Origin of the sequence: Nocardia sp. NPDC052001 (assembly GCF_040680615.1) — a bacterium.
Lineage (GTDB): Bacteria > Actinomycetota > Actinomycetes > Mycobacteriales > Mycobacteriaceae > Nocardia.
Genome location: NZ_JBFAXC010000001.1, coordinates 1,691,903 through 1,709,221, shown reverse-complemented (window position 1 = coordinate 1,709,221; position 17,319 = coordinate 1,691,903). Strand labels below are relative to the sequence as shown.

Annotated in this window: 20 protein-coding genes; 5 read left to right on the top strand and 15 right to left on the bottom strand. The window is 66.8% G+C overall.

The window, feature by feature from the left end; translation table 11 throughout:
* The first annotated feature begins 8 nt into the window (after positions 1 to 8).
* Entirely contained in the window at positions 9 to 971 is a 963-nt protein-coding gene (locus AB0L82_RS08105) for a M56 family metallopeptidase (RefSeq protein ID WP_364632597.1), read from the top strand.
* On the opposite strand, the gene AB0L82_RS08100 is transcribed toward AB0L82_RS08105, so the two are convergent.
* The 8 genes from AB0L82_RS08100 to AB0L82_RS08065 form a co-directional block, all read right to left on the bottom strand.
* Positions 880 to 2,130: an MFS transporter gene (locus AB0L82_RS08100; protein WP_364632842.1), complete on the bottom strand. Its 1,251-nt coding sequence runs from the start codon at positions 2,128 to 2,130 to the stop codon at positions 880 to 882. The two genes, AB0L82_RS08105 and AB0L82_RS08100, sit on opposite strands and share 92 nt — an antisense overlap.
* Before the next feature lie 47 nt (positions 2,131 to 2,177).
* Positions 2,178 to 3,302, bottom strand: coding sequence for a PLP-dependent cysteine synthase family protein (locus tag AB0L82_RS08095; RefSeq protein ID WP_364632595.1), 1,125 nt, complete (start codon positions 3,300 to 3,302; stop codon positions 2,178 to 2,180).
* A gap of 99 nt (positions 3,303 to 3,401) precedes the next feature.
* Positions 3,402 to 3,827, bottom strand: coding sequence for a hypothetical protein (locus tag AB0L82_RS08090; RefSeq protein WP_364632593.1), 426 nt, complete (start codon positions 3,825 to 3,827; stop codon positions 3,402 to 3,404).
* Positions 3,828 to 4,002: 175 nt separating this feature from the next.
* Entirely contained in the window at positions 4,003 to 4,374 is a 372-nt protein-coding gene (locus AB0L82_RS08085; protein WP_364632591.1) for a BlaI/MecI/CopY family transcriptional regulator, read from the bottom strand.
* 253 nt (positions 4,375 to 4,627) lie between these two features.
* Complete coding sequence (locus tag AB0L82_RS08080) at positions 4,628 to 4,990, bottom strand: ACT domain-containing protein (protein ID WP_364632589.1); 363 nt, start codon at positions 4,988 to 4,990, stop codon at positions 4,628 to 4,630.
* Positions 4,991 to 5,092: 102 nt separating this feature from the next.
* Positions 5,093 to 5,749 carry a response regulator transcription factor gene (locus AB0L82_RS08075; protein ID WP_364632587.1) on the bottom strand — a complete coding sequence of 219 codons (657 nt, stop codon included), beginning with the start codon at positions 5,747 to 5,749 and terminating at the stop codon, positions 5,093 to 5,095.
* Positions 5,716 to 6,927, bottom strand: coding sequence for a histidine kinase (locus AB0L82_RS08070; protein ID WP_364632585.1), 1,212 nt, complete (start codon positions 6,925 to 6,927; stop codon positions 5,716 to 5,718). The genes AB0L82_RS08075 and AB0L82_RS08070 overlap by 34 nt, the downstream gene beginning before the upstream one ends.
* A gap of 4 nt (positions 6,928 to 6,931) precedes the next feature.
* On the bottom strand, positions 6,932 to 7,420 hold the full coding sequence (locus tag AB0L82_RS08065; RefSeq protein WP_364632583.1) for a hypothetical protein: 489 nt from the start codon (positions 7,418 to 7,420) through the stop codon (positions 6,932 to 6,934).
* A gap of 133 nt (positions 7,421 to 7,553) precedes the next feature.
* Here AB0L82_RS08065 and AB0L82_RS08060 point away from each other — a divergent pair, with 133 nt between their 5' ends.
* From AB0L82_RS08060 to AB0L82_RS08045, 4 genes are all read left to right on the top strand, one after another.
* The gene (locus tag AB0L82_RS08060) at positions 7,554 to 8,399 is read left to right on the top strand and encodes a TIGR02452 family protein (RefSeq protein ID WP_364632581.1); all 846 of its coding nucleotides are present in this window, start codon (positions 7,554 to 7,556) and stop codon (positions 8,397 to 8,399) included.
* Positions 8,392 to 8,985, top strand: a complete 594-nt coding sequence (locus AB0L82_RS08055; protein ID WP_364632579.1) for a DUF4291 domain-containing protein — start codon at positions 8,392 to 8,394, stop codon at positions 8,983 to 8,985. Before AB0L82_RS08060 ends, AB0L82_RS08055 begins: the two co-directional genes overlap by 8 nt.
* Positions 8,986 to 9,126: 141 nt before the next feature.
* On the top strand, positions 9,127 to 9,504 hold the full coding sequence (locus tag AB0L82_RS08050) for a hypothetical protein (protein ID WP_364632577.1): 378 nt from the start codon (positions 9,127 to 9,129) through the stop codon (positions 9,502 to 9,504).
* Positions 9,505 to 9,589: 85 nt separating this feature from the next.
* Positions 9,590 to 10,204: an isoprenylcysteine carboxylmethyltransferase family protein gene (locus AB0L82_RS08045; RefSeq protein WP_364632575.1), complete on the top strand. Its 615-nt coding sequence runs from the start codon at positions 9,590 to 9,592 to the stop codon at positions 10,202 to 10,204.
* Between the two features lie 3 nt (positions 10,205 to 10,207).
* Here AB0L82_RS08045 and AB0L82_RS08040 read toward each other — a convergent pair whose 3' ends face one another.
* The 7 genes from AB0L82_RS08040 to rapZ all read right to left on the bottom strand — a co-directional run bounded on the left by AB0L82_RS08040 (position 10,208) and on the right by rapZ (position 17,211).
* Positions 10,208 to 10,471, bottom strand: a complete 264-nt coding sequence (locus tag AB0L82_RS08040; RefSeq protein ID WP_364632573.1) for a hypothetical protein — start codon at positions 10,469 to 10,471, stop codon at positions 10,208 to 10,210.
* Between the two features lie 495 nt (positions 10,472 to 10,966).
* On the bottom strand, positions 10,967 to 11,752 hold the full coding sequence (gene tpiA, locus AB0L82_RS08035) for a triose-phosphate isomerase (RefSeq protein ID WP_364632571.1): 786 nt from the start codon (positions 11,750 to 11,752) through the stop codon (positions 10,967 to 10,969).
* Positions 11,753 to 11,755: 3 nt separating this feature from the next.
* Positions 11,756 to 12,970 carry a phosphoglycerate kinase gene (locus AB0L82_RS08030; RefSeq protein ID WP_364632569.1) on the bottom strand — a complete coding sequence of 405 codons (1,215 nt, stop codon included), beginning with the start codon at positions 12,968 to 12,970 and terminating at the stop codon, positions 11,756 to 11,758.
* A gap of 5 nt (positions 12,971 to 12,975) precedes the next feature.
* Positions 12,976 to 13,992, bottom strand: a complete 1,017-nt coding sequence (gene gap / locus AB0L82_RS08025) for a type I glyceraldehyde-3-phosphate dehydrogenase (RefSeq protein ID WP_364632567.1) — start codon at positions 13,990 to 13,992, stop codon at positions 12,976 to 12,978.
* Positions 13,993 to 14,219: 227 nt separating this feature from the next.
* Positions 14,220 to 15,203: a DNA-binding protein WhiA gene (whiA, locus tag AB0L82_RS08020; protein ID WP_364632565.1), complete on the bottom strand. Its 984-nt coding sequence runs from the start codon at positions 15,201 to 15,203 to the stop codon at positions 14,220 to 14,222.
* A complete protein-coding gene (yvcK, locus tag AB0L82_RS08015) occupies positions 15,194 to 16,264 on the bottom strand; it encodes a uridine diphosphate-N-acetylglucosamine-binding protein YvcK (RefSeq protein WP_364632563.1) in 1,071 nt (356 codons plus the stop codon). Before yvcK ends, whiA begins: the two co-directional genes overlap by 10 nt.
* Positions 16,261 to 17,211, bottom strand: coding sequence for an RNase adapter RapZ (gene rapZ / locus AB0L82_RS08010; protein ID WP_364632561.1), 951 nt, complete (start codon positions 17,209 to 17,211; stop codon positions 16,261 to 16,263). Before rapZ ends, yvcK begins: the two co-directional genes overlap by 4 nt.
* Positions 17,212 to 17,319: the final 108 nt, after the last annotated feature.

Genomic DNA, 17,319 nt, shown 5'->3' with positions numbered 1-17,319 from the left:
TCGGTCCGGTGAGCGTCGCCGCGTGCCTGGCGCTCTACGGATTCGCCGTCGCGGTGCTCGCGCCGCGACTACTGCGCCTGGTGGAACACGGGGGTGCCACACCCCGGGTGGCCCTGGCCGCCTGGCTCTCCGCGATGGCGTCGACCGTCCTGGCGTGGTCGGTGGCGCTCGCGATTCTCATTCTCGACCTTGCCACACACCGGGTTTCGAGTGCGCCACACCGCTTCATGGACAGCTGCCTGGTGCACCTGCACGATGCGGTGCTCGGCGATTACGGCCTGCCCGTGCAGACCGGACTGCTGCTGCTCTCCGGATTCGCCGCCCTGGCCGCCGGGCTGGTGGCGGCCCGACTGGTGCGGACGCTGCTGAAAGCACGGCGCACCACGCATGAACACGCGCGCATGGCGCGCCTGGCGGGCCGGCACCATGCCGGACTGGACGCGGTCATCCTCGAGGTCGATCAGCCCGCCGCGTATTGCGTTGCGGGCAAACCACATACGGTCGTGGTCAGTCGCGGCGTGCTCAGCGCGCTCGAGGACGATCATCTCGAAGCGGTGCTCACTCATGAGCGCGCGCATCTGGAGGGCAGGCATCACCTGGTGCTGGCACTCACCCGCGGCCTGGCCACCGTCATGCCGCGCATCGAATTGTTCACCCACGGTGCGGCCGAGGTGGCGCGTCTGCTGGAGATGATCGCCGATGATGCCGCGGCGCGAATTCACGGCCGCGGCACCGTACTTCAGGCGCTGCTCACCCTCTCCGGCATCGCCGACGGACCGGCGGGCGCGCTCGGCGTCGCCGAGGTCGGGCTGGCGGTGCGGGTGGAACGACTGGCCGAGCCAGCCGCCCCGGCCCAGCGCACCCGGGCGCGGGTGACGCTCACCGCCGCGGCGGGAGCGGCGGTGCTGATTCCGCTCGCAGCGGTGGGTGTGGGGGTAATCGGTCTGGTGATCTGCCCGCCGGTGGGGTGATGGTCCGGTCGAGCCGATAGAGCGCCGTCGCGGCGATACCGCCGATGACGATCAGGCCGATCCACACCGCGCGATCCATACCCGCGGACCGGGCCGCGCCCACGATGACGCCGGTGGCCAGATTGCCGATCAGGATGCCGACGCCCACGATGGTGTTGTAGAAGCCGTAGTGGGTGGCCACCAGGCGGTCTCCGGACAGCGAGACCACGGTATCCATCTCGAAGGGGAAGACGGCCGCCGTACCGACCGCCAGCAGCGCCGCCGCGACCAGCAACGCGAGAATGGCGGCCACCGAACCGAAAGGCTTTGTGCCGGGCACGATTACGAGCGGCACGAAGGCCACCGACAGCATTGCCATACCGGCCACCAGACTGCGGCCCGAACCCCAGCGGGCACGCAACCAGGCGGTGATGCGCAACTGCCCCGCGACGGCGACCACGCCGGAGACGACGAACAGTGCCGAGGTCACCGTCTGCGCACTCGCACCGGCGATATAGCCCGCCTGCAACGGGAGCGCCAGATACACCTGGAACGACAGCACATACGAGCCGATCATGGCCACGGAGAAGGCCAGGAAGCGGCGATTGCCGATGATGGTGCGCCAATCCTGGAGTACCGACGCACCGGTCGAAGCCGCCGCCTCGCGCGTGGGCAGGGCGAAGAGCTGCGCCACCGTCAGCGCCGCGAAGACCACCGCCGCCGCGGCCGCCGTGACGCGAAAATCGAAGGCCAGCAGGGCGAGTCCCACCAGCGGTCCCGCGAGTATGCCCGCCTGGTAGAAGACGTTGAAGACCGCGAACGCCTCCACGCGCCGCTCCCCCGCCTCCGCGGCCAGATACGCGCGCACCGCCGGATTGAACAGCGCACCGGCGAATCCCGTCGCGGCCGAGGCGATCAGCAGACCGGGCAGCGATGAGGCGAAGGCCAGCAGCGCGAAACCACCTGTGCGCAGCAGACATCCGGCCACGATGAGGGGTTTGTAGCCGAGCCGGTCCGCGAGCGTGCCGCCCAGCAGGAACATGCCCTGCTGGGAGAAATTGCGCACCCCGAGCACCAATCCGACCGCCCACGCCGCCAGACCCAGCGGCCCGGCGAGGTATCCGGCCAGGTACGGCATCAGCATGTAGAAGCCGAGGTTGATGCCGAACTGGTTGACCATGAGCAGTTGCGCCGCGCGATCGAAACCGCGGAACTTGGTGAGCACGCTCACCGGACGCGCTCCACGGTGAACGCGCTCGGATCCAGCACGGTGTCACAGCGGGTCCAGGACTCGACCTGACGCTGCGCCGGATGGGTCAGGACATCGGGCTCGGTGGGCGGGGTGACATCCAGCAAGCCGTGTTCGATGCAGTAGTCGTCGTTGTAGACGGTGTCGAAATATCGGTGCGGCCCATCGGGGAACACCGCCGCGACCGTGGCGTTCGGACCGTACGTGCGGGCCGCCCAGCCCGCCACCAGCGCGACCGCGCCGACGCTCCAGCCGCCGCTGGCGAGATGGGTGGCGGCTAGGGTGCGGCAGGCCCAGACGGCTTCGGCCGGTGCGACCCAATGGATTTCGGCGAAGGCGGCGTAATCGACATTGCGCGGATAGATGCTCGAACCGAGTCCGCGCATGAGCCGGGTCCCGGCCCGCTGCCCGAAGATGGTGGAGGACACCGTATCCACTCCTATGAGCTTCAGTGCGGGATTGCTCCGGCGCAGTACGCGCGCCACCCCGGCCGAATGCCCGCCGGTGCCGACCGCGCACACCAGCACATCGACGGTGCCGAGCTGTTCGACGAGTTCCAGGGCCAGGGATTCGTAGCCGTCGACATTATCGGGATTGCTGTACTGATCCGGGCACCACGAATCCGGTTCGGCCGCAAGCAGTTCGGCGACCCGATCGCGGCGCGCCTGCTGCCAGCCGCCGTCCGGATGCGGGGCGGCAACCACTTCCACCCGCGCGCCGTAGGCGGTGAGCATGCGCGCGACGATCGGTTCCAGACCCGGATCGGTCACCAGGGTCACCGGGTGCCGGTACACCAGTCCGGCCAGTGCCAGTCCGAGACCCAAAGTCCCGCTGGTGGATTCGATGATCCGCGCACCGGGCGCGAGATCACCGCGCAATTCGGCGCGCCGCACCATGTGCAGGGCCGGTCGGTCCTTCATACCGCCGGGATTGAAGCCCTCGAGTTTCGCCCAGAAGCCGAGGCCGCCGGGGGCGAACGGTTCCCCCACCCACAGCACCGGGGTATTGCCGACCAGGCCGCGCGGGCGGCGCGCCGCACCGGGTGCGGCGATCACCTGCTCATCGACCAGGGCAGCGATCTTGCCGAGCATGATCTTGTCCATTGCGTATCGCTTTCGGTATCGAGCCGCCGGGGGCGGCCGAAGGACGCGGGCAGCGGACACCGGCCGATGGCGAACACACACCGGCCTGACGCTGACCGATCAGCGCCGGGCGATACACAGGCGCGTCAACAGCATTCGGCCGCTGACGACGGAGAAGACCGGATTCGGCGGGCCGCGCCCGGAATCCGCGCCGGAGGAACGCGCCGCGCCGAGCACCGCCAGCGCGGCCGCGATGAGCAGCATCAGCTGCGAATGCGAGATCTCCGGGGTGGCGGGCAGCGAGACCTTGAGACAGTGCTCCTGGTGCGGTCCGCAATCCACGACTTGCGCGGCGGGACTCCGGAATTCGCCCGGGAGGTGAACGAAGGCCGCCGGTGCGATCGCTTCCTCAGCGAGCGGCGTGCTGCCGTGGTGATGTCCGTCGCGATGCGAGAGCGTGCAGTCGGCGGCCACCGCCACCAGCAGCAGTACGGCGGCCAGCAGTGCCGTCAGCACCACCGAGGGCCGCAACCGGGCTCGCCGCACACCACCTCCCGACTCGAATCCGGTTGACCGGATGCTGGTTCCGAGGGATCACGTACGCCATGGCGACATGATCGACACCGTCCGGAAACAATCTACTATCTCCGTACGTACTTAGTCGGAACGGTGTGAGCTAGCAGACGGTGGCGGCGGCGCGCCATGAATCGGCGGGGCGGGTCTAGCGCTTACCGCGGGTCAGTTTGCGCAGCGCGGCGCGCAGGCCCTCGGACTCCTCCGCGCTCATCTGCTCGACGAAATGGGCGAGTACCAAATCGGATCGGCCGCCGCTGCCCAGCGCCTCGCGCATGAGCCGGGCGCTGTATTCCTCGCGGCTCAGGGTCGGCCAGTACCGGTAGGCCTTACCGGCGCGTTCGCGCTCCAGCCAGCCTTTGCGATGCAGGTTGTCCATGGTCGACATGACGGTGGTATAGGCGATATCGCGTTCGGCGGCCAGGCCCTCGAACACCTCACGGACGGTTGTCTTCTCATCGCGATCCCAGATCCGTTCGATCACGACCGCTTCCAGGTCGCCGAAACCTCGCGCACCCATGCGTGTCACTCCTCATCTCACGACGCCTCATACGTCGTGCCTGGGCTCGAAGTCCTGGTGCGTGGTACTTGGAATAGGGGGGACGCCCGTACCTGCTCGAGCCGGTGTCCACTGGTCCGCAGCGTATGCCCTCACATACGTTCTACGTACGTAGACAGTAGTATCGTGCACCCGTGCGGGATTCCACGCAACTGGGCGGGAAATGTACACCCGTGGTTCACCGAGTGGACAGCGAACACCCCGGCGGGAGTGTCTAGTCGGCTATGCGGTGCCCGGCCTCGCGCAGCACCTCGGACGCTTCCACCAGCCGATGATCCGGGACCAGCACCAGATCCGCGTGATAGGTCGAGACCACGAATACCGGGATGGCGGCATCGGCCAGCGGGCCGACCAGCGCGGCCAGCATGCCGGGTTTGTCCAGGGCGTGCGGGCCGTCGCCGTAGAAACCCTTCCAGCGCTCACCCTCGACCCAGCCCGGCGCCTCGCGAATCGCGGTGAGGCCCTCCGGCGCTCGCACCAGCGCGATCCAGTCGTCATCCTCGGGGAAGGTCGAATTCGGCAGATGCTCGACCACGAACTGGGACGGGACTATGCGCAGACGCTGGCGGGCTGACATAGCTGCATCGTAGAGGCGACCACCGACTGAATACCGGGCGGTCGCGGACCGACCGGGCGCCGGTTGGCGTGTCGCCCGGACAGCCCATGACGGCGGGCGGGCTCAGCGAGCCAGACCGGCGCGGTGCGCGTAGGCGATGGCCTGTCCTCGATCTCTCACCCCGAGCTTGCCGAAGAGCGAATTGATATGGCTCTTGACGGTGCTCACGCCGATGAACAATTCGCGGGCGATCTCGGTGTTGTTGCGGCCCTTCGCCATCAGGCGCAGCACATCGAGTTCGCGATCGGTGAGATCGGCGGCGGGGGCCGCGGGTGCTTCGAGGGCCGCGACCAGGCGCGCGCCCACATCGGCGGCGAGGGTGGTGTGACCGCTGGCGACCGAGCGAATCGCGGCGGCGATCTCGGCGCGGCCCGCATCCTTGGTGAGATAGCCGCGCGCACCGGCGCGCAGTGCGCCCGCGATGGAGGCGTCGTCGGCGTAGGTGGTCAGCACCAGCACCGCGGTCTCGGGATGGGTGGCGGTAATGGTCGCGGTCGCGGATACGCCGTCGATACCGGGCATGCGCAGATCCATCAGCACCACACGGGGTGACAGGCGGCGCACCAGCTCGACGGCTTCCGCGCCGTCGCGGGCCTCGCCGACCACCTCGACATCCGGGAGCAGTGACAGCACCGTGCTGAGACCGTCGCGCACCGTGGTCTGATCATCGGCGACCACCACCGTGATCACCTGCGCGGCACCAGGATTCGCACCGTCCATCGACCGTCCTCCTTCCCCGCCGTCACCGTGCCGCCCACCGCCGCGATGCGCTCGCGCATACCGAGCAGGCCCGCACCCGAACCGGAGCGCGCGAGCGGGCCGAGCTGGGATGCCATCGGATTCGACACCGTGAACTCGATCTCCGCCGGACCATTGCGCCGCACGAGCGTAACCGGTTGGCTCGGAGCGTGTTTGCGTGCGTTCGTCAGCGCTTCCTGTACCGCCCGGGCGAGCGCGACGGCCGCCTGTTCGCTCAGGACGACGATATCGCCCGCCGCACCTTCACCCGCGCCCGGCAGATCGGGGTCCACCGCCGCGATCCGCTCCCGCGGCGGGCGCATGCTCGCATCGGAAGACACTGTCGTGGTGCGTATTTCGATCGAACCGCCCGCCGCGCGGTGCTCGACCGCAAGCCGGTGCAGTTCGGCGCTCAGGTCGATACCCTCCGATCGGAGTGTGCCGACCACCCGGCGAGCATCGGCCAGGCCCGAAACCGCCAGTGCGTGTGAGGCTTTCACCCGTTCCGCGGCCTGATCGGCCTGTCCCGCCTCGAGCAGGGCGTCGGCGGCGTCGAGCTGTAACACCAAGCCGCCCAGGGTATGCGCGAGGACATCGTGGATATCGCGGGCGATGCGACCGCGCTCGGCCAGGGCGGCGGCGCGATCGCGTTCGGCGCGAATCACCCGGCTCTGCTCCAGCAGCAGTCGATTCTGCTCATTGGTGATGCGAGTCTGCCGCCGGTTCCAGCCCGCCAGGGTCAGGACGACGACGGAGATGGCGATACCCAGGAAACCGGTCGCGCTGGATCCGGCCAGCACCGCGGACACGCACATGGCGGTGACGGTCACCGCCGCCATGGTGATACCGAACCACAGGGGATCGGTCAGCACCGCCACCGACAGGACCACCAGCACCAAGGCCGTGATCATCGATCCGGTCAGCTGCACGGCGGTCAGTCCGCCGCCGATGGCCATGGCGCACAGGAAGATTCGCTCCGTGCGCCGAGCATCGAACGGGGTGAGCAGCCAGCCCGCCCAGCCGAGCCAGGACACGATCGCGGCTACCGCGACCCACGGTTGGTGCAGGCTCGCATCATGCCAGGAGGTCGCGATCACCGCGACCAGCCCGATCAGGCGGAAGAGCCTGGTCAGGCGAGTCGGGGGCGTTCCGAGCAGCATTGGGTCAGTCTGCCGTAACCAGGTGCGGGTGTGCGGCGCGACGGGCCAGCACGACGCCGCGGCCCGCTCGATTCAAGGCGAGCATGATCAGGATCGCGCCCACCGAGGCCACGACATCCGCGCCGAGCTGTTTGGCACCGATATCGACGCCGATGCGGACCGCCAGCAGTACCAGCCACAGGGCGGAGCCGAGCCAGCCGGTGCGCGCCTGCCATCCCGCACCGGTCCGGCGCACCTGGGACAGCGCGCCCATGGCGAGTCCGACCGCGCTGCTCAGTACGGCCGACACCGCCAGCAGGGCGACCGCGACAGCGCTGATGCCCGCCGCGGGGATCGCGGATTTCAGTTGTACGAATCCGACGACGCCCACGATGATCGGGCCGCGCCACATACGCATCGGGTCCAGGTCCTGCCAGCGGGTCTGGCGGAGCATGATCCAGCCGACCACCAGCACGATGATCGCGCCCTCGACTACCGCGTTCTGCAAGTTCATGATTCGAGCGTCGGTCAGAAGCGGGTCGCGTCCCACCACCCCGGGGTGGAGTGCGGGTGGAAATCCGGGGATTTAGTAGTGGTGACCAAAATTCGGGTGACGGGGTGCGGCGCGCGCCGTACGGTCTTGGAACATGAGTAGTAGTCCCAGGGAAATGGCGGCGCGGAACGAGGAGATCGCGGACGCGGGCGGTTATCGGACAGTCGGCGGCGTCGAGGTCGATATTCGCGCGGCACTGGCGGCGGCGCGGGCCGGAACCGTTTCGTACGCACCGGAAGACGTCGTCACCGGGGGCGAGCGCGGAGGTTTCGCCGGGCGGCCCGAAGTCACCGATGAGGGCAGTATCGATGCGGCCCGGAGGTTGTTCGAGAGTGGCGGGCGATCGGTCGGGGTGCTGAATTTCGCGTCGGCGCGGAATCCCGGCGGTGGGTATCTGCGTGGGGCGCGGGCACAGGAGGAGGATCTGTGCCGCAGTGCGCTGCTGTACCGATGCCTGCTGGAGGCACCGGATTATTATGCGGCGCATCGTGATTCGACGGATCTGCGGTACAGCGATCGGGTGATCTTCTCGCCCGGTGTGCCGGTTGTTCGCGATCGGAGTGGTGAGTTGCGCACGGATCCGTATCCGGTTTCGTTCCTTACCTCGCCCGCACCGAATGCCGGTCAGCTGAATCTGCTTTCGGAACAACCCGTTTCGGTACGCGAGGTGCTGAACACGCGCGCGGACAAGGTCCTTGCGGTCGCGGCGCGGCATGGCATCCGGGATCTGGTGCTCGGCGCGTGGGGTTGCGGGGTCTTCCGCAATGATCCCGCCGAGGTCGCCGCCGCATTCGCCCATGCGCTCGATATCCATGGCGCGGCCTTCGACCGGGTGGTGTTCGCCGTCTGGGATCGGGCCGCCGTCTCCGCCAATCGCACCGCCTTCGAGGACAGATTCCTCTCCCCCACAAGACAATCGGGACAGCAGGACAATGACTGACAACTTCGAGATCAGGGCCGATTACGACCGCGACAGCGTCGTCGTCTATCAGGCATTCCGGGAACAGATCGCCGCGCCCGCCGTAGCGGCGCAGCGGTTCGTGCCGCCGTTCTCCACCAATCGCATGACCTGGATCAAACCGTCCTTCCGATGGCTGATGCATCGGAGCAACTGGGCGCGCAAGCCCGGGCAGGAATGCATTCTCGCGGTGCGGATTTCGCGGGCGGGTTGGGAGGAGGCGTTGGGGCAGGCGGTGCTCACCGGTCATGACCGGCGCGTGTACGCCGACTCGACGGCTTGGCGAAAAGCGTTCTCGCACACGGTGGTTCACGTGCAGTGGGATCCGGAGTACTCCTTGCGGGCCGCCAAGCTCGACCATCGCAGCATTCAGGTCGGGCTGTCTCGGCACATTATCGATCGCTATGTCGATGAGTGGACCGTGGAGATCCGCGATCTGACGCCGCTGGTGCACAAGATGTCGGCTCATCTGCGCGCGGGCAACGTCGATCGCGCCAAGGCGCTGCTGCCGCCGGAACGGCCGTATCCGCTGGACGCCGAGCTGGCACACCGAATCGGAGTGCGCTGACCGCCGCGTGAGATCCGGCGAAAGCGCCACCGCGCGGGCGCGCGCCGATTACCCTGCGAAACGCTTTCATTTCAGTTTCGATGTGGGTCGCGACAGTCGTCAGGTTTCGTGCTGGCGGATCCGCCGGAAGGACCCTGCTGCATGCGTAAATCCTTGTGGGTCAATGGCATTGCCCTCACCGCCGCCGCGCTCATGAGCGCCGCCGGACCCGCCTCGGCCACCGTGTCCGACACCATGGGCTACGACTCCACTTTCAAGGTCGGCGTCGATATCAAGCCCGGCGTCTACACCACGACCACCGCCGCCACCATCTGCGCCTGGGCGCGGCTCTCGGCCATCACCGATGATCTCAGCGCGGTGCTGGAGAGCGGCGGCGCGATCAACGGCAAGATGACCGTCGAGATCAAATCCGGCGATATCGCGTTCTTCACCACCGGTTGCGGCACCTGGAAGTTGCAGACCACCACCAATATCTCGACCGGCTCCGGGGGCAGCGGATCCGGCACCGGCTCGTCCTAGGCTCCCGCCGTGTCCACCCCCGGGTGGACACGGTCCGGCCCCGAGGTGGTGGTCGCGGCAGCGGTCCGGGAGCACGCTGAAACGCATGGTCATCATTCATCTACTGCCGAATATCGCGGGCTGGAGCCTGCGGGCGGTCGGGATCGTCTGGCTCGTCACCGCCGTCTGGTTCGCGGCGCAACGCCGGGACACGGTACGCGGCAAACTCTGGCATTTCGCCCGCACCCTGCTCCCCGAACCCTGGATGATCCTCGGCCTGGCCGCCCTGATCATCATCCTGAACCTGCTCCCCGCCTCGATCTGGCACCCGATCAGCTGGCACAACCCCGCCCTGACCGAATTCGGATCGCTCCTGGTAATCGCCTCGTCCGCCCTCATGATCTGGGCACGACTGGCCCTGGGCAATATGTGGGCCGGACGCCCGATGATCCAGCAGGAACACGAATTACGCACCGGCGGCCCCTACCAGCTCGTACGACACCCGATCTACACCGGCATCCTCGGCGTCATGTTCGGTCTCACCCTCATGGCCGGATTCGGCCCCTCCATGGTGACCTTCGCCTTCGTCCTGGCCTGGCTGATCCACCGAGTCCACGAGGAAGACCGCATCCTGATCAACACCTTCGGCAACGACTACCGCACCTACCAACAACACGTCAACGCCCTGATCCCCCTGCCCCACCGCATGGTTCACCAGTGAGCCCTACTTGGTCGTGATGGTCTCCTCCGCCCACGGCGTACAGGTCGACGACGCCAGGAAGTGGGTCGTGCACCCCTGCACCTTGACGGTGTAGGTGGTGTGCGAGTGCGCGTTGGTGATCTGCGTGTGCCCGCGACTCCCACCGGAAACCTCGAACTGCGATTCCGCCCGCCCCGGCCGACTCCACCGCACGTTATAGGCATCGAAGTTCTGATGCCCATCCCATCCGATCTGAATGGTCGACCCACTCTGATAAAGCTCGGTCACACAGGGCCGGTCCGCCGGACACAAATGCTGCGCGGACGCGACGCCCACCGGAAGGACAGCGACCGAAGCCCCCGCGACAGCCAGTACCGCCCCTGCCAAGTACATATTTCTCATACCGCGATACTCGGCGCCACCACTCCTCAACCACTAACCGACAACTAACGACGGAACCCCGCCCACCTGTCATACCCCGGACCTACCATCGTAGGAAGCCAGTGGCGACGTGCACTCGGAAGGGGCTTCCGGGCTTTCGAACCCGATCTACTCCGGACGGCGGATCCCGAACTCTACCAGCGGTATTCGACGTTGTTCGACAGCCGCAGGTTCAAGGCGGATCGCCCGAAAGAATATGAGTCGTACATGGAATCCCATCGGGTGCGGAGTTTTCGGTTGCTCGAGGACGATGAATGACCGCACAGGCTGGTGCATGAGGTGGAAATGCCGATGGGGCCGGACATCTGGTGATGTCCGGCCCCATCGGGGGTGTAGCGACCGTTATGGGAGGGGGCCGCCGGCGGCGATGGCTGAGAGGGTGGCGAATTCGTCGCCCTTCAGGGAGGCGCCGCCTACGAGGGCTCCGTCGATATCGGTTTGGCTGATCAGTTCGCCTACGTTCTTGGCGTTGACCGAGCCGCCGTAGAGGACTCGGACTCCGGCTGCCACTTCGGGATTCGCCAGGTCGGCGAGTTCCTTGCGGATGGCGCCGCAGACCTCTTGGGCGTCGGCGGGGGTGGCTACCTTGCCGGTGCCGATGGCCCAGACGGGCTCGTAGGCGATGACGACCTTGGAGATTTCCTCGGCGGTCAGGCCCTTGAGAGAACCGCGGAGCTGTTCGAGGTTGTACTCGACGTGGGTCTTGGATTCGCGGACGCCCAGGCCCTCACCGATGCAGACGATCGGGGTGATGCCGTATTTGAGCGCCTGCTTGGCCTTGGCCAGCACCGTCGCGTCATCTTCCAGGTGGTACTGGCGACGCTCCGAGTGACCGACGACCACGTAGGTGCAACCCAGTTTGGCCAGCATGGAACCGCTGATCTCGCCGGTGTAGGCACCCTCGTCATGGGTCGAAACATCCTGCGCGCCATAGGTGAGCAGCAGGCGATCGCCCTCGATGAGGGTTTGCACGCTGCGCAGATCGGTGAACGGCGGGATCACCGTGACATCGACCTTCGCGAAGTATTTCTCGGGCAGGGCGAAAGCGATCTTCTGCACCAGAGCGATGGACTCCAGGTGGTTCAGATTCATCTTCCAGTTGCCCGCGATAAGAGGCTTACGCGCCATGAATCAGTCCTCCAGTACCGCGATGCCGGGGAGTTCCTTGCCCTCCAGGTACTCCAGCGACGCGCCGCCACCGGTGGAGATATGCGAGAAACCCGCATCGGGCAGGCCGAGGGTGCGCACGGCCGCGGCCGAATCGCCGCCGCCGACCACGGTGAACGCACCCTTACCGGTGGCGACCACGATCGCCTCGGCAACGCCGCGGGTACCGGCCGCGAACTTCTCGAACTCGAACACGCCCATGGGCCCGTTCCAGAACACCGTCTTGGCCTCGGTCAGCAGTGCGCCGAACCGATCGGTGGACTCCGGACCGATGTCCAGACCCATCCAGCCTTCGGGAATCTCGTTGGCGGGCACCACCTTCGACTCCGCGTCGGCGGCGAACTTATCCGCCACCACGATGTCGCGCGGCAGGTGGATCACATCGGCGTACTTGTCGAGCAGACCCTTGCAGGTGTCGATCATCTCTTCCTGCAGCAGCGAACCGCCGACCGGAAGTCCTTGCGCCGCAAGGAAGGTGAAGCACATGCCGCCGCCGATGACCAGCGTGTCGACCTTCGGCGCGAGCGCCTCGATGACAGCCAGCTTGTCGGAGACCTTGGAACCGCCGAGCACGACCGCGTACGGGCGCTCCGCGTTCTCGGTGAGCTTGCGCAGCACTTCGGTCTCGGCCGCGACCAGTCCGCCCGCGTAATGCGGAAGCAGCTTGGCCACATCGAAAACCGACGCCTGCTTGCGGTGCACGACACCGAAACCGTCGGAGACGAACGCGCCGTCATCGCCGACCAGCTCGAACAGCGCCGCGGCCAGCTTGGCCCGCTGCGCATCGTCCTTGCTGGTCTCACGCGCGTCGAAGCGAATGTTCTCCAGCAACAACACATCACCGTCGGTGAGGCCCTCGGACCGCGCGAGCGCGTCCTGCCCCACCACGTCACCGGCGAGCTGCACGTTGCGGCCCAGCTCTTCGGCCAGACGCGCCGCCACGGGAGCGAGCGAGAGCTTCGGATCCGGCTCACCCTTCGGGCGGCCCAGATGCGCGGTCACAACCACTTTCGCGCCCGCCTCGGCGAGCGCCTTGATGGTCGGAGCCGACGCGATGATGCGACCCGGATCGGTGATTACACCGTTGTCGTCGAGGGGAACGTTCAGGTCGGAGCGCACGAGTACGCCCCGGCCCTCGACACCCTCGCTCAGCAGATCCTGGAGTGTCTTGATCGCCATCGCGCTTACAGGGACTTGCCGACGAGACCGATGAGGTCGGCCAGGCGGTTGGAGTAGCCCCACTCGTTGTCGTACCACGAGGCGACCTTGACCTGGTTGTCGATGACCTGGGTCAGCGGCGCGTCGTAGATGGAGGAGTGCGGGTCGGTCACGATGTCGGTGGAGACGATCGGATCGGTGTTGTACTTCAGGATGCCCTTGAGCGGCCCGTCGGCGGCGGCCTTCATGGCGGCGTTGATCTCGTCGACGGTCGCGGCCTTCTTCAGCACGACGGTCAGATCGGTGAGCGAACCGGTCGGAACCGGCACGCGCAGCGCGTAACCGTTGAGCTTGCCCTGCAGTTCGGGGAGCACGAGGCCGATGGCCTTGGCGGCGCCGGTGCCGGTGGGCACGATGTTCAGCGCGGCGGCGCGGGCGCGACGCAGATCCTTGTGCGGGGCGTCCTGCAGGTTCTGGTCCTGGGTGTACGCGTGCACGGTGGTCATGAGGCCGTGCTCGATACCGAAGGAATCGTTGAGCACCTTGGCAATCGGACCCAGGCAGTTGGTGGTGCACGACGCGTTGGAGATGATGTTCTGCGAACCGTCGTACTTGTCATCGTTCACGCCCATCACGATGGTGATGTCCTCGCCCGAGGCGGGGGCGGAGATGATGACCTTCTTGGCGCCGGCGGACAGGTGACCCTTCGCCTTGGCGGAGTCGGTGAAGATACCGGTGGACTCGACGACCACGTCGACACCCAGTTCGGCCCACGGCAGGGCGGACGGGCCCTCCTTGATGGCGAGCGCCTTGATGCGCTGCTCACCGACGACGATGAAGTCACCGTCGACCGAGACGTCCTGCGGCAGGCGACCCAGGATGGAGTCGTACTTCAGCAGCGTCGCCAGGGTCTGGATGTCGGTCAGGTCGTTCACCGCGACAATCTCGATGTCGGTGGTGCCGAGGGCCTTCAGCGCCTCTACGGCCCGGAAGAAGTTACGTCCGATGCGGCCGAAGCCGTTGATACCTACCCGGACAGTCACGTTATCGCTCCTCAGTTGTGTCGCGGAACTTATTCTGTTGCACCCCTCACCCTAGACCGTCACGCGGATGTAACGGACAGGCCCCTCTCACGGCCGTAGGGCCCGGTGTGAGCAGGTGGCACAGTCCATACGGAACGGTCTGCGAGGGTGCACTGAAACACCGATGGCACCGCACCCTTTTCGAGGTGCAGCGCCATCGGATCATTATGTCCGATTTCAGGACATGATCACGCCTCTTCCAACAACTCCGCGGTAACAGCGGATTCGGTGTCCGGTATGCCAAGTTCCTTGGCGCGCCGGTCAGCCATCGACAGCAAGCGTCGAATACGGCCTGCCACAGCGTCTTTCGTCATCGGCGGATCGGCCAGCTGGCCGAGCTCCTCCAGCGACGCCTGCCGGTGCAGCACGCGCAGTTTGCCCGCGGCGGCCAAGTGATCCGGCACATCGTCGGCCAATATCTCCAGCGCGCGTTCCACGCGGGCGGCGGCGGCAACCGCGGCCCGGGCCGAACGACGCAGGTTCGCATCGTCGAAATTCGCGAGCCGGTTGGCCGTCGCCCGGACCTCGCGGCGCATGCGCCGTTCCTCCCAGGTGAGCCGGGTGTCCTGCGCGCCCATCCGGGTGAGCAGGGCGCCGATGGCCTCGCCGTCGCGCACCACGACGCGATCGGTGCCGCGCACTTCGCGCGCTTTGGCCGAAATGCCCATGCGGCGAGCCGCACCGACCAGGGCCAGCGCGGCCTCCGGTCCGGGGCAGCTGACCTCCAGCGCGGAGGAGCGACCCGGTTCGGTGAGCGAACCGTGCGCGAGAAACGCTCCACGCCAGGCGGCTTCGGCATCACCGATGCTGCCGCCGACCACCTGGGCGGGTAGACCCCGCACCGGGCGACCGCGCACATCGAGTAGGCCGGTCTGACGCGCCAGCGCCTCGCCTTCCTTGGAAACCCGTACCACGTACCGGGAGGTTTTCCGGAGTCCGCCCGCACCCAGGACGTGCACATCGGAGCCGTATCCATACAGCTCGAAGATCTCGCGTCGCAGTCGGCGTGCGATGGAACCCATGTCCACCTCTGCCTCAACGATCACGCGACCACCGACGATGTGCAATCCACCGGCGAACCGCAGTAGCGCGGACAGTTCCGCCTTGCGCGAGCTCACCTGAGAAATGGTGAGCCGGCTCAGCTCGTCCTTCACTTCCGCTGTCATCGCCACGAGACGCGCTCCTTTCCACCCAACCCGGTGCGCACATGTTGGCCCATATGCCGTCCTTCGACTCGAAGCCCTGCTGTTTCCGGCCGAGGTTGCCGGATCACCTGATCCAGTGCGGCGGCAAGCTTTCCGGGGTGGTGCCGGTCTGTCCCGGCCTCGGCGACATCAGCGAAGGTTACTCGTGCTCGCAGCTGTTCGGCAGCTCTTGCCACATGTTCGCGCTCCCTACCCTCGGGTACGGATCCGGAATCCACCAAAACATGGTCGACCGTGAAATCCGGTGCGTGCTGGGACAATACATGGAGATGCCGTTCCGCGGAGAATCCGGCCGTTTCGCCCGGTTCCGCAGCTAGGTTGAGCACCAACACTTTCCGCGCCCGAGTGTGCAGTAGAGCTTCGTGCAAATCGGGCACGAGTACGTGTGGAATCACGCTCGTGAACCAGCTGCCGGGGCCCAGCACCACCACGTCGGCATGCTCGATTGCCGAGGTAGCCTCGGTGCACGCGGGCGGATCCGACGGAATCAGCCGCACCCGCCGCACCTTGCCCGGCGTGGTCGCCACGGCCACCTGACCTCGAATGCAACGGCTCACCCGGGGGTCGCCCTCCAGGCCCGCGACATCGGCTTCGATGGTCAGCGCGATCGGCGACATGGGTAGCACGCGACCGGTGATCCGCAGGATTCTGCCCGCTTCGTCAAGGGCCGCAACGGGATCCCCGAGCTCCTCGGTGAGGCCCGCCAGGATCAGGTTGCCGACCGAATGCCCGGCCAGCGCGCCGGAGCCGCCGAAGCGATGCTGGAGCGTCCGCGCCCAGACCCCGTCGGACTCTTCGGCCAAGGCTGCCAACGCCATTCGCAGATCACCCGGCGGTAGCATGCCGAGTTCCGCCCGTAGCCGTCCGGAGGACCCGCCGTCATCGGCGACCGTCACCACCGCCGTGATCTTGCGGGTCAGCCGCCGCACCGCCGTCAGCGTCGCGTACAGACCGTGTCCGCCACCCAGCGCGACGATCGCGGGGTTGGCGCCCCGGCTCGCCGCGGTGTCGGTGTCGCGCGCACTCATTCCCGCCCCAAATCCCGATGAACCACGCGAACAACGTCCCCCGATCCGTTGTTCGCGCCGGCGCCGAGTAGTTCACCCAGGGCCTCCGCTATTGCCACACTGCGGTGCTTACCGCCGGTGCAGCCCACTGCCACGGTCATGTATCGCTTCCCCTCTTGGCGGTAGCCCTCGGTGGTGAGATCGATGAGGTGGCGGCCGGTACCCAGATAATCCTGGGCACCCGGACGTGACAGCACGTACTCACTGACCGGGGCATCCTGTCCGGTCTGTTCGCGGAGTTCCGGGACCCAATGCGGATTGGGCAGGAAACGCAAATCCAACACCATATCGGCGTCCAGTGGTACTCCGTACTTGAAACCGAACGATTGGATTGTTAATTGGAGGGCGGTGGGGGTGGCCCCGCCGTAGGCCTCTTCCAGCTTTCGGTGCAGCTGATGAATCGATAGCGCGGTGGTGTCGATAACCAGGTCGGCCGCGGTCTTCACCGAGGAAAGCCGCGCCCGCTCGGCCGCGATGCCCGCGGTCAGCGTGCCGTCGGCGCTCTCGCTCTGCAGCGGATGGCGCCGCCGGGCGAACCCGTAACGACGGATCAGGACATCGTCGGAGGCCTCCAGGAAGAGAATGCGGGTGGGCACGCCCGCGGCGCGCAATTGTTCGGTGACCGCCGAGAGATTTCCGGTGAAGAACCTGCTGCGCACATCCATGACCATGGCGAGCTTGCGAATCGGCGGATCGGCGCTCTCGCCGAGTTCGACCAGGCGGCCGATCAACTCGGGCGGCAGATTATCGGCCACGTAGTAGCCCAAATCCTCGAGCACCTTCGCAGCGGTACCACGCCCCGCTCCGGATAATCCGGTGACGATGACCACCTCCACCGGTTGCTCACCGATGTCGGTCGTACTGCTGGATTCTGCGACCGCATTGCTGCTGGCTTCGACGCGCGTCATGTCCTACCGGGTTCGTCTCTGAGGGTCCCTCGATCATCCTGCACCGATACCCGATTGCCGCGCAGGCGCACGCTCGAGGAGAGACACAGATGTAATTCTCCATCCCGA

What these genes read in the sequence shown, in the direction of transcription:
- AB0L82_RS08100 (WP_364632842.1), bottom strand. Translation starts at nt 2,130, where the DNA reads ATGGTCAACCAGTTCGGCATCAACCTCGGCTTCTACATGCTGATGCCG.
- AB0L82_RS08095 (WP_364632595.1), bottom strand. Translation starts at nt 3,302, where the DNA reads ATGGACAAGATCATGCTCGGCAAGATCGCTGCCCTGGTCGATGAGCAG.
- AB0L82_RS08085 (WP_364632591.1), bottom strand. Translation starts at nt 4,374, where the DNA reads ATGGGTGCGCGAGGTTTCGGCGACCTGGAAGCGGTCGTGATCGAACGG.
- AB0L82_RS08080 (WP_364632589.1), bottom strand. Translation starts at nt 4,990, where the DNA reads ATGTCAGCCCGCCAGCGTCTGCGCATAGTCCCGTCCCAGTTCGTGGTC.
- AB0L82_RS08075 (WP_364632587.1), bottom strand. Translation starts at nt 5,749, where the DNA reads ATGGACGGTGCGAATCCTGGTGCCGCGCAGGTGATCACGGTGGTGGTC.
- AB0L82_RS08070 (WP_364632585.1), bottom strand. Translation starts at nt 6,927, where the DNA reads ATGCTGCTCGGAACGCCCCCGACTCGCCTGACCAGGCTCTTCCGCCTG.
- AB0L82_RS08065 (WP_364632583.1), bottom strand. Translation starts at nt 7,420, where the DNA reads ATGAACTTGCAGAACGCGGTAGTCGAGGGCGCGATCATCGTGCTGGTG.
- AB0L82_RS08060 (WP_364632581.1), top strand. Translation starts at nt 7,554, where the DNA reads ATGAGTAGTAGTCCCAGGGAAATGGCGGCGCGGAACGAGGAGATCGCG.
- AB0L82_RS08055 (WP_364632579.1), top strand. Translation starts at nt 8,392, where the DNA reads ATGACTGACAACTTCGAGATCAGGGCCGATTACGACCGCGACAGCGTC.
- AB0L82_RS08050 (WP_364632577.1), top strand. Translation starts at nt 9,127, where the DNA reads ATGCGTAAATCCTTGTGGGTCAATGGCATTGCCCTCACCGCCGCCGCG.
- AB0L82_RS08045 (WP_364632575.1), top strand. Translation starts at nt 9,590, where the DNA reads ATGGTCATCATTCATCTACTGCCGAATATCGCGGGCTGGAGCCTGCGG.
- tpiA (WP_364632571.1), bottom strand. Translation starts at nt 11,752, where the DNA reads ATGGCGCGTAAGCCTCTTATCGCGGGCAACTGGAAGATGAATCTGAAC.
- AB0L82_RS08030 (WP_364632569.1), bottom strand. Translation starts at nt 12,970, where the DNA reads ATGGCGATCAAGACACTCCAGGATCTGCTGAGCGAGGGTGTCGAGGGC.
- yvcK (WP_364632563.1), bottom strand. Translation starts at nt 16,264, where the DNA reads ATGAGTGCGCGCGACACCGACACCGCGGCGAGCCGGGGCGCCAACCCC.
- rapZ (WP_364632561.1), bottom strand. Translation starts at nt 17,211, where the DNA reads ATGACGCGCGTCGAAGCCAGCAGCAATGCGGTCGCAGAATCCAGCAGT.